We start from the raw sequence: 14,885 nt of genomic DNA, 5'->3' as shown, positions 1-14,885 counted from the left end.
GGCCTGGAATGGTGAAAAATCCCATGCGTCTTGAAGTCTTTTGCGAGGACCGCCTCGGTCTTACTCGTGAGTTGCTTGACCTGCTGGTGCTGCGCAGTATCGACCTGCGCGGTATCGATATCGACCCGATTGGCCGAATCTACCTCAATTTTGCAGAGCTGGAGTTTAATACCTTCAGCAGTCTGATGGCGGAAATCCGCCGTATTTCTGGCGTGACGGACGTGCGTACCGTCGCCTGGATGCCGTCCGAACGTGAACACCTGGCGCTGAGCGCGCTGCTGGTTGCCATGCCGGAACCGGTACTCTCGCTCGATACCAAAAGCAAAGTCGAACTCGCCAACCCGGCGAGCTGTCAGCTGTTTGCCCAGGATCCGGAACGGTTACGTCAGCATACCGCCGGGCAGCTGATCCCCGGTTTTAACTTCCTGCGCTGGCTCGAAGGGATGCCGCTGGAGTCGCACGCTGAACACGTGGTGATTAACGGGCAAAACTTCCTTCTGGAAATCACCCCGGTGTACCTCGACGGCGGCAACGCCTCGCGCGTGCTGATGGGCGCGGTCGCGATGCTGCGCTCCACCGTGCGTATGGGACGCCAGCTACAGACCATGACCAGCCAGGACACCAGCGCCTTCAGCCAGATTGTCGCCTCCAGTCCGAAAATGCGCCACGTGGTGGAGCAGGCGCGTAAGCTTGCGATGCTCACCGCGCCGCTGCTTATTACCGGCGACACCGGCACAGGTAAAGACCTGCTGGCTCACGCCTGTCATCTTGCCAGCCCGCGGGCCGATAAACCGTATCTGGCGCTGAACTGCGCCTCGATTCCGGAAGATGCGGTAGAAAGCGAGCTCTTCGGCCACGCGCCGGAAGGTAAAAAAGGCTTCTTCGAGCAGGCGAACGGTGGATCGGTGCTGCTGGATGAGATCGGTGAAATGTCGCCGGGCATGCAGGTGAAGCTGCTGCGCTTCCTCAACGACGGTACTTTCCGCCGGGTGGGGGAAGATCATGAGGTGCATGTGGATGTGCGCGTGATTTGCGCCACGCAGAAAAACCTGGTTGAGCTGGTGCAAAAAGGCATGTTCCGCGAAGATCTGTACTATCGCCTGAACGTGCTGACGCTGAATATTCCGCCGCTGCGCGATCGCCCGCAGGACATCATGCCGCTCACCGAGCTGTTCGTGGCCCGCTTTGCCGATGAGCAGGGCATTGCGCGCCCGAAACTATCAATCGATCTCAATAATGTCTTAACCCGCTACGGCTGGCCGGGCAACGTGCGTCAGCTGAAAAACGCGGTGTATCGTGCGCTGACCCAACTTGAAGGCTATGAGCTGCGTCCGCAGGACATCCTGCTGCCGGATTACGATGCGGCGACCGTGGCGGTGGGCGAAGACGCAATGGAAGGTTCGCTGGACGACATCACCCGTCGCTTCGAGCGCTCGGTGCTGACCCAGCTTTATCGCAGTTTCCCGAGTACCCGAAAACTTGCAAAACGGCTCGGCGTTTCGCATACCGCGATTGCCAATAAGCTGCGGGAATATGGTCTGAACCAGAAGAAAGGTGAAGAGTAAAACCTAAAAATAAAGCCTCCGAGGAGGCTTTATTTGTTTCTGCGAGGCGCGATTAGCCTTTCAGAACGGCCAGCGCTGCGTCGTAGTTCGGCTCTTCGGTGATTTCGTTCACCAGTTCGCTGTGGATGACGTTGTCGTTTTCATCCAGAACCACAACGGCGCGAGCTGCCAGGCCGCTCAGCGGGCCTTCAGCAATGGCAACGCCGTAATCGGCCAGGAAAGCCGGTGCGCGCAGAGTGGAGAGGGTGACTACGTTACCCAGGCCTTCCGCGCCGCAGAAGCGAGACTGGGCGAACGGCAGGTCAGCAGAGATGCACAGCACAACGGTGTTGTTCAGCTCAGAGGCCAGTTGGTTGAATTTACGCACGGATGCCGCGCAAACGCCGGTATCGATGCTTGGGAAAATGTTCAGTACTTTACGTTTGCCGGAATACTGGCTCAGCGCGACGTCGGAGAGATCTTTCGCGACCAGCGTAAACGCCTGCGCTTTAGCTCCCTTCTGCGGGATAGCGCCTTTAACAGATACTGGATTACCCTGGAAATGCACGGTCTGTGACATGATTATCTTCCTGTTTACATATAGTTAACGTCAGGTCTAGTGTATTCCAACAATAGTTAACACGGCAAACTGTATTTCGTATCAACCAGAGAGGACCTGGAATGAGAAGTCTACGCGTGTTTGAGGAGTCGTGGCCGCTGCATACGCCTTTTGTCATTGCCCGAGGTAGCCGCAGTGAAGCAAAAGTGGTGGTGGTAGAGATTGAAGAGAACGGCGTGAAGGGCGTGGGGGAATGCACGCCATACCCACGCTACGGTGAAAGTATCGACTCGGTCATGGCACAGATAATGACGGTCAACGACGCAATCGAACGCGGTATCAGCCGCGCCGGGCTGCAGTCGCTGTTGCCCGCCGGTGCGGCGCGTAACGCGCTGGACTGCGCGCTGTGGGATCTGGAGGCGCGAGAGGAAAAGGTGACGTTGTCACAATTAACCCACTCCATTCTCGCCGACACTATCACCACCGCCCAGACCGTGGTGATTGGCGAACCGGAAGCTATGGCTAGCTGTGCCAGAATTCTCTGGCAGAAGGGGGCGCGGCTGTTAAAAGTGAAGCTCGATGACCACCTGATAAGCGAGCGCATTGTCGCTATCCGCGCCGCCGTACCGGACGCGACCCTGATTGTCGACGCTAACGAATCCTGGCACAGCGACGGGCTGGCCTCACGCTGTCAGCTGCTGGCAGACCTCGGGGTGGCGATGCTGGAACAACCGCTACCGGCAAGCGAAGATGAGGCGCTGGAAAACTTTATCCATCCGTTGCCGATTTGCGCCGATGAGAGCTGCCATAGCCGCAGCAGCCTGCCGGCGCTGGCAGGTCGCTATGAGATGATCAACATTAAGCTTGATAAAACCGGCGGCCTGACCGAAGCGCTGGCGCTGGCTCAGGAAGCGAAAGCGCAGGGCTTTGCGCTGATGCTCGGCTGTATGCTCTGTACCTCACGGGCTATCGGTGCCGCACTCCCGCTGACTTCGCAGGTGCGCTTCGCCGATCTTGACGGCCCGACGTGGCTTTCGGTGGATGTCGACCCGGGGCTACGCTTCACCACCGGGATGCTTCATCTCTGAGAATGCCAGTGCAGAAGCCCGGTCATCGCCGCCAGATACTTCTCGCTGGCCTCATCGGAAGAGATGGGCGGAAATTCGGCGGTGATGCAGTGCAGCCCAATATCGGCACACCAGCTGCCAAACGACCCGGGCGTATCGTAGCCTACGCTGCTCACCAGCGGCAGCTCAAACGCCTCTGCAAGCCAGCGCCCCAGTTCACTGTGACGCGGATCTTCAATACAGGCGAGCGGATCGTGAAACGATACGACCCAGGCCGGGTGAATTTTATGGATGAGCTGGCACAGCGCCTTGCTTTCAGGCTCTGAACCGGGCTTGTCGCCGGTCAGTAGCACGACGTCGCGGCTGTCGGCCTGGCTATTCCAGCGATATACCGTTTCGCCGGTTTTCCAGTTCGCCGCCGGAAAGTTGCGGTTCAGATCAACGCCGTTGGCGTTGGCGCGAAGCCCCAGCTGGCAACCGTCCGGGTTGACCGTAAGCACCACGTGATGACGGCGCATCTCCGGCGTTAACGTGCGTAGCGCGCAGGAGAGGGTGACTATCGATGAGTTCTCGTCGCCGTGGGTTCCGGCGATGATAAGCCCGCTGGTATGGTCAGCGAGCGGCGCCGGAAACCACAGCAGCGGTGCGCCTAAAAGCGAGCGGCCATAATGCTGTGTGCCTGGCGGAAAGGCACCGCGCTGCGCGCGGGGACGAGTGGCGGTCATAGCAATCCCTGAAGCGTAGTGTTGTTACTGGCAGTGTTGTGCAAAACTCGCCCTTAATCAATTAGTTTCCTCCAGATGCTAAATTTCGTCCTTTCATCAATTTTCTGTCACAAGTTGTTTGCATTTCATATTGTTGAAACAAATAATTACCCGGTCTTGTGGGTATGGTTTTCACTACTTTGAGGGGATCTCATGAAGCATCCTGTCGCGCTGACCTGTTGTGCGCTGTGGCTAAGTTCACTTTCTTCTGTCGCCGTCGCGGCGGATGTGCCTGCGGGGACGGTTCTCGCACAAAAGCAGACGCTGGTGCGTCACATAAAAGATGAACCCGCGTCCCTGGATCCTGCCAAAGCGGTGGGGCTTCCTGAAATCCAGGTGATCCGCGACCTGTATGAAGGGCTGGTGAACCAGGATGCGAAAGGCAATATTATTCCCGGGGTTGCCAGCAAATGGCAGACTAACGATAACCGGGTCTGGACCTTTACGCTTCGCGATAACGCTCAGTGGTCAGACGGTACGCCGGTGACCGCACAGGATTTTGTCTACAGCTGGCAGCGCCTGGTTGATCCGAAAACCACCTCTCCGTTTGCCTGGTTTGCGGCACTGGCCGGTATTGGCAATGCTCAGGACATCATCGATGGCAAAGCCACGCCGGATAAGCTTGCCGTCACTGCCGTTGACGCCAGAACTCTGCGTATTCAGCTGGATAAACCGCTGCCGTGGTTTGCTAACCTGACGGCAAACTTTGCCTTCTTCCCGGTGCAAAAAGCCACCGTTGAAGCGGATAAAAACTGGACGCGTCCTGGCAAGCTGGTGGGCAACGGTGCGTACGTGCTGAAAGACCGCGTGGTCAACGAAAAGCTGGTACTGACGCCGAACACTCGCTACTGGGATAATGGCAAAACGGTTATCCAGCAGGTCACTTTCGTGCCCATTAACCAGGAATCGGCGGCGACCAAACGCTATCAGGCAGGGGATATCGACATCACCGAATCCTTCCCGAAAAACCTGTATAAAAAGCTGCTTAAAGATTTACCCGGCCAGGTCTATACGCCGCCGCAGCTTGGCACCTATTACTACGCTTTTAACACCCAGAAAGGGCCAACCGCCGACGCGCGCGTGCGTCTGGCGCTCAGCATGACTATCGACCGCCGCCTGATGGCCGATAAGGTGCTTGGCACCGGTGAGAAACCGGCCTGGCACTTCACGCCGGATGCTACCGCGGGCTTTACGCCGCAGCCTTCCGCGATGGAAGAGATGAGCCAGGAAGAGCTGAACGCGCAGGCGAAAACCCTGCTGCAGGCGGCGGGCTACGGTCCGGGACGTCCGCTTGAGCTGACGCTGCTGTATAACACTCAGGAAATTCACCAGAAGATAGCCATCGCGGTGGCATCGATGTGGAAGAAAAATCTTGGCGTGGACGTGAAGCTGCAAAACCAGGAGTGGAAAACCTATATTGATAGCCGCAACACCGGCAAGTTCGATATCGTTCGTGCCTCGTGGGTGGCGGACTACAACGAACCTTCCACCTTCCTGTCGCTGCTGACCTCCACGCACAGCGGTAATATTTCGCGCTTCAACGATCCGGCGTACGACAAAGTGCTGAACCAGGCGTCACTGGAGACGTCAGAAAAAGCGCGGAATACGGATTACAACGCGGCGGAGAAAATTCTGGCGGAGAAAGCGCCGATAGCACCCATCTACCAGTACACCAACGCGCGCTTGATTAAACCGTGGGTAAAAGGCTACCCGATCACCAATGCTGAAGACGTGGCTTATACCCGCACCATGTACATCGTTAAACACTAGTGCAAAAACGCCGGTGCGGCTTGTCCGCACCGGACGTTCCTCAGGCCGCCAGCACCTTATTACGCCCGGCATTCTTGGCCTGATACAGCGCCGCATCCACCCGTCTGAACAGGGAATCCACCGATTCGCCGGGCTGATGACGCGTGACGCCGATACTGACGGTAATAGACGGCAGCCCGTGTTCCCCGATGTGCATCACCGCGGCGCGGATGGTTTCGGCGAGCGTCACCGCTTTATCAAGCGTCGTTCGCGGCAGCAGCATGACAAACTCCTCGCCGCCCCAGCGAAAGACGTAATCTTCTTTTCGACAGCAGCTCTCCAGCGTGCGCGCAAGCTGTACCAGTACCTCATCGCCGGTCAGGTGCCCGTACACGTCGTTCACCAGCTTGAAGTTATCGGTATCAATCAACAGCAGCGAATAGTCTTCGGATACCGGCAGCTGGCTGAAGGCCGATTGCTCGGTGAAGGTGTAAAACTGGCGGCGGTTAAGCAGGCCGGTCAGCGGATCGCGCTGGGCGGCAAACTCCAGCTCCTGCTCAAGCCGTTTTTGTTCAGTGATGTCGTGCACGATGCACAGCATCAGCCGGTCGCCGTAAATTTCTACCGGCCCGGCGTAGGTCTGAACGTGACGGGTGGATCCATCCGCCAGCCGGTGCAGGAAATTCAGCGGTTTGTGGCCTCCCGGCAGGCGGGCGATTTCCGACATGACCGGTAGCACCTGGCGCCCAAGGGTGTTGATCTCCCAGGTGTGTTTCTGACATATCTCTTCGCTGCTGTAGCCGTAAAAGCGCAGGGCGGCGAGATTTGCATCCACGATAAGGCCATCACGGGCCGGGTCTATCAGCAGCATTGGAGCGGTGGTGGTCATGAAAAAACGGGTGTAGAACCCCTGTTTGCGCGATTTATAGGCCACAGAGCGACTGGCTTTCAGCGAAGCGGGCGGGGCGATGTTTGCTCCCTCGAACAGAATGACGCTGCCGAGAGACGGCAGCGTCGCGAGCGTCAGCCGACAGCGCAAAGGTACCTCACCGTCGTCACCGTTAACGGTCCAGATCTCGACGATTTCATTGGTGGTGCCGAGATCGGCGATATACAGGGAGAGGCGGGCCTGAGCGCAGGCAGATACCGCGCCGCCGCGCATCTCTGTTAGCGTAAGGGCACCCATCACGTTCAGTGCTGCCTGGTTGGCAAATATCAGGGTCTCATTGGTTGGCTCAACCACCCACACTGGTGTGGTCAAAAACTCTAAAGCCGTTAACTCTGCTGACAACATCAATACTCCCCCGACCGGGTTCCCGTGTTTAAACATAATGCAAAATGTGCACTTCACGCCTGCTTTTTTTGTTTTTCGTGGTCGATGCCACGAAGCACAGGGGGAGGACTAAATGGGGGAGTGGCGACCAGGGCGGGGATCTCTGCGGCAGGAACCGGCCTTGCGAACAAATACCCCTGCAAATAACCGCAGCCAAGATGGGTCAGCAACTGCTGCTGCTCGGTAGTCTCAATCCCTTCCGCCACCACGTTCATGTTCATGGTGTGGGCAATATCGATAATCGTCGAAACAATCTTCACGTTCTTGTTGTTATCACGAATGTCCTTCACAAAGCTCTTGTCTATCTTTAGCTCGCCGGCGGGCAGGTTCTTCAGCGACAGCATATTGGAGTAACCGGTGCCAAAGTCATCAATCGATACGGTGATCCCGAGACGGGTAAAGTCGTTCAGGATCTTAACGCTACGTTCCAGATTGTTGAGCGCGGTACTTTCGGTGAGCTCAATGGTCAGGCGTGAAGGGACGATATCGTGGCGATTAAGCGCGCCGCTGATGACGTCGAAGATGTCATGCTGCTCAAACTGTGCTGCGGAGAGATTGATAGAGAGCTTCCAGTCCGGATGACCGGCCAGGCTCCACTGTTTCAGCTGACGGCAGGCCTCGTCGATGACCCAGTGCCCCACTGAGACGATGAGCCCGGTTTTTTCCAGCGTGCTGAGAAACACCTCCGGCAGCAAAATACCGCGGGAAGGATGGCGCCAGCGCAGCAGGGCCTCAAAGCCGCACAGGGTTTGCTGGCGCGCGTGATATTTAGGTTGATACCAGAGCTCAAACTGTTCGCGCTCAAGTGCCTGGGTTAACTGCTGCAGAAACTCTGCGCCTTCCCAGATTTTCTTCATCATGGCGACGTCGTAGATGGCCCAGCCGTTGCGGCCCTGCTGTTTAATATTGTACATCGCGGTGTCGGCGTGCAGCTTCAGGTCCTGAAGCGTGTTTCCGTGCTCGGGGAAGAGGCTTATCCCGGCGCTGAGCGACACCTGGATGATTTGCCCGGCTTCGTAGAAAGGACGCTTGATACTTTCCACCATTCGCCCCGCAAGGTCGGCGACTTCAGACCCGTTAGTATCCGGTGCAAGCAGAATAAACTCGTCTCCACCCAGCCTTGCCAGCGTCATGCGCGAACTCAGGCAGGTGCTTATCCGGTTAGCGACCGAGACCAGCAGATGGTCACCCACGTGATGTCCCCAGGCGTCATTCACCAGCTTAAAGCGATCGAGATCCATAAAGACCAGCGCAAAGGGCTGTGAGGTTTTTTGCGCCAGGGCCAGGCACTCCTCAATCTTGAGATCAATCTGCGCGCGGTTCGCGAGCCCGGTTAAACCGTCGAAACGGGCCTGCTGTTCAAGCTGCTGGTTGAGTTGCTGCAAACTCTCGGTGAGACGGGCGGTGCGTAGCTGCGAATCGACCATCGAAATAATCAGCATGACCCCGAGGATCGCAAGCGTTGTGGCGCTGACCCACACCGATAAACCGCTCTCTCCGATACCGCCGCCCATGTAGTGGGTATGTGGGCTGAAGGTGGCGGCGCTCATGCCGGTATAGTGCATCGCGGCGATGGCAATCCCCATCACCAGCGCCGCTACAATACGGTTGATAAGCACCCCTTTACCGTTTAGCCGCAGGCTGAACGCCAGCCATAGCGCCGCACCGGACGCAATGATAGCAATCGCGATGGAAAGCATGACCAGAGGGATATTCCAGCTGATGCTGTGCTGGGCGGTAAGGGCAAACATCCCTACATAGTGCATCACGACCACGCCGCTGCTAAGAATAAGCGTGGCGATAACGTGGCGGCGAAGGGTGAGGGTATGGCTCATCACCGCGATATTAATGGAAGCGGTAGATGCCACAATGGCGACCAACAAAGAGATGACGGTGATGGTCACGTTGTAGTGCATTTCCATCGGCATTTTCATCGCCAGCATGCCAATAAAATGCATGGCCCAAATACCAATACCGAGGGTAGCACCACCGGATAACCGCCAGAATAGTACGGTCTTTTTATTAGAGGCAGCAATTTTCCCGGCGCTGTCGAGCGCAATAAATGAAGCGATAAACGCAACTAAAAATGAAATACCGATCAGAACCGGGTCCCACGAAACATACAGCATCATGCAATCCACTTCTTTAAAAGTTGTTCCGCTAATCTAGCAGTAAAAGCGTTCGCTGAGCGAATGAAATAACTGCCCGAACAAAGGCTTTTCTGCAGATTGATTAAGAATATATCCTGGTGTAACTCCTGCGGCGCTGATGTTTAAGCCACGCTAAATAATAGTGGAATGTGGGTAAAGTGTAATAAAAAAAGAGATACGTGGATGATATTTTATAGTGTGAGTATAGTCTTAAATCTCTCATTTTGGAGTTTTACGCTGTATCTGTGGGGTTTTCGTGCATGATAACGCTCGCAAAGTGAAACTGGTCGCGTTAAAACACAAAGTTTGCTTTTCGGTTTCCCGGGGGTGAAAAACCCCACGGGCAGTGCTATAAACAAAATACCCCCAGGTTTGACCAGTGAGTTTTTGTATGCTCAAAAATATAAGTGTTCGCACATTCATATTGCTTTTTTTACTGGCCGTTTTTGTTGTTGCAAATATTATTTCGATTACACTATCAGCTTCGTTTTATTTATTGATGGCGTTAAATGTGTTGTGGTTTAGTGCCATTGTGGCGTTATGGTGGTATATGACCCGTTATCTGGTGACACCTATCAATACGGTTAAAAAAAGTATTGATGAAGTCACCGCGGGTAATTTATCAGTGAATATACCGTTGTTTGGTAATAATTGTGCCGGACGCCTTATTCCAGGCATTAACAGCCTGTCCAGCAACATCGCTACGCTGGTGGCAGAAATCCGTGCATCTTCCCAGACGGCAATGTCACTCTCGGAGCAGCTCGCCTCACGCAGTGCCGAACTGTCGGTGAAGACTGAGCAACAGTCTGCAACCCTGATGCAGACGGCTTCCAGCATGGAGGAGATCTCTGCCAGCACCAAAAATAATGCCGAAAATACCCGTCTTGCCAGCGATCGAGCCGGTGAGGCGACGCATTGTGCGCTTAAAGGCGGCGAGCTGATGGTGGATGTGGCGAATAATATGCAATCTATTACCGACTGCGCACGACAGATGACGGAAATTATTACCCTCATCGATGGCATTGCGTTTCAAACTAATATTCTGGCGCTGAACGCCGCGGTTGAAGCTGCGCGTGCGGGCGATCATGGAAAAGGTTTTTCCGTGGTGGCCGGCGAGGTACGAAATCTGGCGCATCGCAGTGCAGAAGCAGCCAAGAATATTAAGTCGCTTATCAGTGTCACCAGCGAAAACGTTACGCAGGGTGCCAGTATTGTTGCGGAAGCTGAGAAAAATATGCAGGACATCGTCTCGGGCTCTGGTCTTCTCAGTAATCTGATGGAGCAAATTACGGTCTCTACGCTTCAGCAGGAGCGGGGAATTGAGCAGATAACCCTCGCGCTGTCAGAGCTTGAAAAAGTAACGCAGAGCAACGTGGCAATGGTGGAAGAGCTGGCAGGGTCGTCAGACGTTCTCCAGCAGCAGGTCGTTGAGCTGCAATCCCGGACGCGTAACTTCCGCCTGGGGGGCGACCATCATGCGGAGTCTGCCGCCCTGAGAAGCCCTCGTCCGGGCATCGCCCCGGCCAGGGAGCCGAACTACTGGCAATCGTTTTGAGTTAACCAATAAGGAATAGCGAAAGCCTGCGTAATGACGCAGGCTTTTTTTATTCTCATTTCTGAAATGCCGTGATGCAGACAACAGGCTGTTGCTTAACAATCGCATAACGCTAGACTGGTGTCAGTCACCAGCAGAATTGGGAGTGGATGTGGAAGCCATTAAAGGATCGGAAGTCAATGTGCCTGACGCGGTATTCGCCTGGCTACTGGATGGGCAGGGCGGCGCCAGGCCGCTCTCCAACGACGATGTTATCGACAGCCAGCAGCCGTGCTGGTTGCACCTGAATTACACTCACCCGGACAGCGCGCAGTGGCTGGCTACCACACCGCTACTGCCTAACAACGTGCGTGACGCGCTGGCGGGAGAAAGTACTCGTCCACGGGTGAACCGCCTGGGCGAAGGGACGTTACTCACGCTACGTTGTATTAATGGCAGTACCGACGAACGCCCCGATCAGCTGGTGGCGATGCGCCTGTACATTGATGAGCGGCTGATTGTTTCCACCCGACAGCGAAAAGTGCTGGCGCTGGACGACATCGTTAATGATCTGCAGGAGGGAACCGGTCCGACGGGCTGTGGAGACTGGCTGGTGGATGTGTGCGATACGCTGACCGATCACGCCAGCGAGTTTATTGAGGAACTGCACGATCGTATCATCGATCTTGAGGACGATCTTCTGGACCAGAAGGTACCTGCACGCGGCGTACTGGCGCTTTTGCGTAAGCAGCTTATCGTGATGCGTCGCTATATGGCCCCGCAGCGCGATGTGTATGCCCGTTTATCCAGCGAGCGTTTATCGTGGATGACTGACGATCAGCGCCGGCGGATGCAGGATATTGCCGAACGGCTCGGCCGGGGGCTTGATGAGATTGACGCCTGTATCGCCCGCACCGGGGTGATGGCCGATGAAATCGCGCAGGTGATGCAGGAGTCGCTGACTCGTCGCACCTACACCATGTCGATGATGGCAATGGTTTTTCTCCCAAGCACCTTCCTGACCGGTTTATTCGGCGTTAACCTGGGTGGGATCCCCGGCGGCGGCTGGCATCTCGGTTTTCCGCTGTTTTGCTTTATGTTGGTAGCGTTGATTGGTGGTGTTACCTGGTGGTTACATCGCAGTAAATGGTTGTAAAATTTCACCTTTCTAAGCACAACGGATGCCAGAAATGCGGTAAAGATTGAGCGAAGTCAATAAACACTCTACCCATTCAGGGCAATATTTCTCTCGCAGGTGAATGCAACGTCAAGCGATGGGCGTTGCGCTCCATATTGTCTTACTTCCTTTTTTGAATTACTGCATAGCACAATTGATTCGTACGACGCCGACTTAGATGAGTCGGCTTTTTTTTGCCTACGATTCAGGAAAGGGTAAAAAAAAGCCCTCCGGCGGAGGGCTTTCGTTTATTTGATTTCCAGCACATCGAGGCGTGTGGCCTGGAAGTCGTTTTCATCGTCTTCCGGCTGCCAGCCTGCTGGCTGCAGGGGGATTTCTTCACGGTCGAAGGCGAGGTCACCGCCGCCCACCACAGCTGACTCTTTGGTGAGGCCTTTGAAATCGAACAGCGCTTCATCACACAGGTGCGAAGGCACCACGTTCTGCATCGCGCTGAACATGGTTTCAATGCGCCCCGGGTAGCGTTTATCCCAGTCGCGCAGCATATCGCCAATCACCTGACGCTGCAGGTTCGGCTGTGAACCACACAGGTTGCAAGGAATGATTGGGAAGCCTTTGGCTACCGAGAAGCGTTCGATGTCTTTCTCACGGCAGTAGGCCAGCGGACGAATAACGATGTGTTTACCGTCATCGCTCATCAGCTTCGGCGGCATGCCTTTCATCTTGCCGCCGTAGAACATATTAAGGAACAGGGTCTGCAGAATATCGTCGCGGTGATGGCCCAGCGCGATTTTGGTGGCACCCAGCTCAGTGGCGGTACGGTAGAGGATCCCGCGACGCAGGCGAGAGCACAGCGAGCAGGTAGTTTTGCCCTCCGGGATTTTTTCCTTCACGATGCCGTAGGTGTTTTCTTCGACGATCTTGTATTCAACACCCAGCTGCTGCAGATATTCCGGCAGGATATGCTCCGGGAAACCCGGCTGTTTCTGATCGAGGTTAACCGCCACCAGGCTGAAATTGACTGGTGCACTTTGCTGAAGATTACGCAAAATCTCCAGCATGGTGTAGCTGTCCTTACCGCCAGAGAGACACACCATGATGCGATCGCCTTCTTCAATCATATTGAAGTCGGCAATGGCTTCGCCGACATTACGGCGCAAACGTTTCTGCAATTTGTTCAGATTGTACTGTTCTTTCTTTGTAACTTCTTGATTTTGCGACATGTGGCAATGACTCAATTCATGTGTAAACGGCGGCCAGGTGGAAGACGTGGCTGACGGACATCGGTCCGGATGGCAGATTGTAGCAAGAAAGGCAGGGCGAGATCGAAACTTAATTTTTACTTAATAGTGTGTAGATTATTTAAACCAGATTAGGGATAGTCATTAAATAAATCAGCGCATCAGAAAATTGAATAATTTAATTCTTCTTATATTATAAATAGTCATTATTATTGGGCATGGCAGTAAAATGCGGGCAGAGTGGGTTCTGACAGAGGAAGTGCTCAGCAATGCATCAACGGATTGTGCGGTATTTATATTAGAATTGGTCATAACATATGGATATAATTACATCCCACCATATTTTGTAGGTTGCAATAGGATTATTCTTTTTTATCAATTCGATTTAGCGATCGTTGAAGAGATTATGATAGTTTATGTCTATCAAATGGGCTTCTACCGATCATTTTAAACGATTTTCCTCTGCTTCTCGATTATGTAACTCTTTGTCAATATATTTAATTAGATACAGGATGTTCGGGGAGCAGGGATTGGCAGCAAACCTATGTTCTGAAATCGTATTGGAGCCCGCGGTATCCCGTGAGGGTAAAATACATTCGTGGGCAATGAAGCATAAACCAAAACGGCAATCTCATTCATCAAGACTGACTCGCCGCGTTATTGTTTCAGACGTTACGTTCAAAAGAAGTCTGCTGGAGCAACAGTTATCGTTTATTGATTCGTTGCCCACTGAGATGACGCGCGATGTGTTTGTTACGCTTAACATCGACGATGAGCTTGCAGATTATATTCTTGATAATCAAGATATTGCGGAATTCTTATTACAACACCGTTTTTTACGTCTGGAAATCGACGAAGCCTTTTCTGAATTTCATAGTAAATCGAAAATGATCAAACTGCGTATGCTCTCACAGCTTAGTCATCTGTGGTTGGGAGGGTTTGGCGGTGGCTTAACGAATTTAACCTTACTCGAAAGAGTGTCTTTCGAATATATAAAGCTCGATCGTCTGTTTTTCCTCAGCCACTTTGATACCCACAGTTTGTACCATCTTTGCAGTTATGCATCACGTTCCAGTCACGGCATCATCGTCGACGGTGTTGATAATGAAGAGCAGCAACAAGCCAGTTGGGCGTTAGGTGCTGTTGCTGCCTCAGGTGAACTCTGGAAACCACTGAACTATTGTGCTGGTGAATAGAATTCGCTTAATCCCAGCGTTATCGCCCCAGGGGCGAGCAGAATAAAAGTCCAGACCAGCGCCGAGCTGATATTTGCCAGCTGAAATTTGTGCTGGGTCACGCCAAATATCCCGCTGGCGAGGGGAATTGTCGCCCTGAAGGGTGAGATAAAGCGCCCGAGGAACACGGCGTAAACCCCCCATCTGAGCAAAAATGTCCGGCTTTTTTCCCGCATGTCAGGCGTAAACCAACGCAGTTTTTCCACGCTGTGGCGATACCGTTTGCCAAGCCACCAGGAAAGCCAGAATCCGCCAATCGCCCCGGCGCTTGCCGTCAGCCACATCAGGATAAACAGCGAATGGCTTCCTGCGGACAACGGGCCGAGCAGAAGAAGCCCGGACGTCCCGGGAACGGCAAGAGAAACAATCGCACAGGACTTGGTAAAGGTCAGCAAAAATACCAGACCAACGATCAGCGCCGGATACTGCTGCGCAACATTGATGAGCTGATTGAGAATATTGAATACCATGACTGACACCTTTAACTGCAATGTGTTTCATGGTCATTGTACGGGCGGGAAAGCGAGGGTTCCTGAATAGAACCTAAACAACAGGGAGGAACAGCCCGCCG

General features: G+C 54.1%; 12 protein-coding genes. 6 read left to right on the top strand and 6 right to left on the bottom strand.

From position 1 onward, the window contains the following. Positions 1–23 precede the first annotated feature (23 nt). Positions 24–1,565 carry a transcriptional regulator TyrR gene (tyrR, locus tag C7387_RS07015; RefSeq protein WP_040903514.1) on the top strand — a complete coding sequence of 514 codons (1,542 nt, stop codon included), beginning with the start codon at positions 24–26 and terminating at the stop codon, positions 1,563–1,565. Positions 1,566–1,617: 52 nt separating this feature from the next. Here the strand turns inward: tyrR and tpx are convergent, their stop codons facing one another. Then, positions 1,618–2,124, bottom strand: coding sequence for a thiol peroxidase (gene tpx / locus C7387_RS07010; protein WP_006819774.1), 507 nt, complete (start codon positions 2,122–2,124; stop codon positions 1,618–1,620). 101 nt (positions 2,125–2,225) lie between these two features. Here tpx and ycjG point away from each other — a divergent pair, with 101 nt between their 5' ends. Continuing rightward, a complete protein-coding gene (ycjG, locus tag C7387_RS07005; RefSeq protein ID WP_120816378.1) occupies positions 2,226–3,191 on the top strand; it encodes an L-Ala-D/L-Glu epimerase in 966 nt (321 codons plus the stop codon). Here the strand turns inward: ycjG and mpaA are convergent. After that, positions 3,182–3,895 (bottom strand): murein tripeptide amidase MpaA, encoded by a 714-nt coding sequence (gene mpaA / locus C7387_RS07000; protein WP_006819776.1) that lies wholly within the window; start codon positions 3,893–3,895, stop codon positions 3,182–3,184. The two genes, ycjG and mpaA, sit on opposite strands and share 10 nt — an antisense overlap. Before the next feature lie 192 nt (positions 3,896–4,087). Between mpaA and C7387_RS06995 the strand changes: the two genes are divergently transcribed. Next, positions 4,088–5,704: a peptide ABC transporter substrate-binding protein gene (locus C7387_RS06995; protein WP_120816377.1), complete on the top strand. Its 1,617-nt coding sequence runs from the start codon at positions 4,088–4,090 to the stop codon at positions 5,702–5,704. A 40-nt stretch (positions 5,705–5,744) separates the two neighbouring features. Here C7387_RS06995 and C7387_RS06990 read toward each other — a convergent pair whose 3' ends face one another. Further along, positions 5,745–6,977: a sensor domain-containing diguanylate cyclase gene (locus C7387_RS06990; protein ID WP_038257802.1), complete on the bottom strand. Its 1,233-nt coding sequence runs from the start codon at positions 6,975–6,977 to the stop codon at positions 5,745–5,747. 53 nt (positions 6,978–7,030) lie between these two features. Further along, positions 7,031–9,145 carry a putative bifunctional diguanylate cyclase/phosphodiesterase gene (locus C7387_RS06985; RefSeq protein ID WP_237723267.1) on the bottom strand — a complete coding sequence of 705 codons (2,115 nt, stop codon included), beginning with the start codon at positions 9,143–9,145 and terminating at the stop codon, positions 7,031–7,033. 412 nt (positions 9,146–9,557) lie between these two features. Here C7387_RS06985 and C7387_RS06980 point away from each other — a divergent pair, with 412 nt between their 5' ends. Together C7387_RS06980 and zntB are read left to right on the top strand one after the other, a co-directional pair. Further along, the gene (locus C7387_RS06980) at positions 9,558–10,721 is read left to right on the top strand and encodes a methyl-accepting chemotaxis protein (RefSeq protein WP_120816375.1); all 1,164 of its coding nucleotides are present in this window, start codon (positions 9,558–9,560) and stop codon (positions 10,719–10,721) included. Between the two features lie 151 nt (positions 10,722–10,872). Next, positions 10,873–11,856, top strand: a complete 984-nt coding sequence (gene zntB, locus C7387_RS06975; RefSeq protein ID WP_038257795.1) for a zinc transporter ZntB — start codon at positions 10,873–10,875, stop codon at positions 11,854–11,856. A 269-nt stretch (positions 11,857–12,125) separates the two neighbouring features. Here zntB and ttcA read toward each other — a convergent pair whose 3' ends face one another. After that, complete coding sequence (gene ttcA, locus C7387_RS06970; protein ID WP_006819783.1) at positions 12,126–13,061, bottom strand: tRNA 2-thiocytidine(32) synthetase TtcA; 936 nt, start codon at positions 13,059–13,061, stop codon at positions 12,126–12,128. Between the two features lie 548 nt (positions 13,062–13,609). Here ttcA and C7387_RS06965 point away from each other — a divergent pair. After that, positions 13,610–14,275 carry an EAL domain-containing protein gene (locus C7387_RS06965; protein ID WP_158592519.1) on the top strand — a complete coding sequence of 222 codons (666 nt, stop codon included), beginning with the start codon at positions 13,610–13,612 and terminating at the stop codon, positions 14,273–14,275. Here the strand turns inward: C7387_RS06965 and C7387_RS06960 are convergent. Further along, the gene (locus tag C7387_RS06960) at positions 14,257–14,784 is read right to left on the bottom strand and encodes a DedA family protein (protein WP_006819786.1); all 528 of its coding nucleotides are present in this window, start codon (positions 14,782–14,784) and stop codon (positions 14,257–14,259) included. The genes C7387_RS06965 and C7387_RS06960 overlap by 19 nt on opposite strands. Positions 14,785–14,885: the final 101 nt, after the last annotated feature.

The sequence above is a fragment of the Yokenella regensburgei genome, assembly GCF_003634235.1.
In the GTDB taxonomy this organism is placed as follows: domain Bacteria; phylum Pseudomonadota; class Gammaproteobacteria; order Enterobacterales; family Enterobacteriaceae; genus Yokenella; species Yokenella regensburgei.
This window is presented reverse-complemented; position numbering and strand designations above follow the sequence as displayed.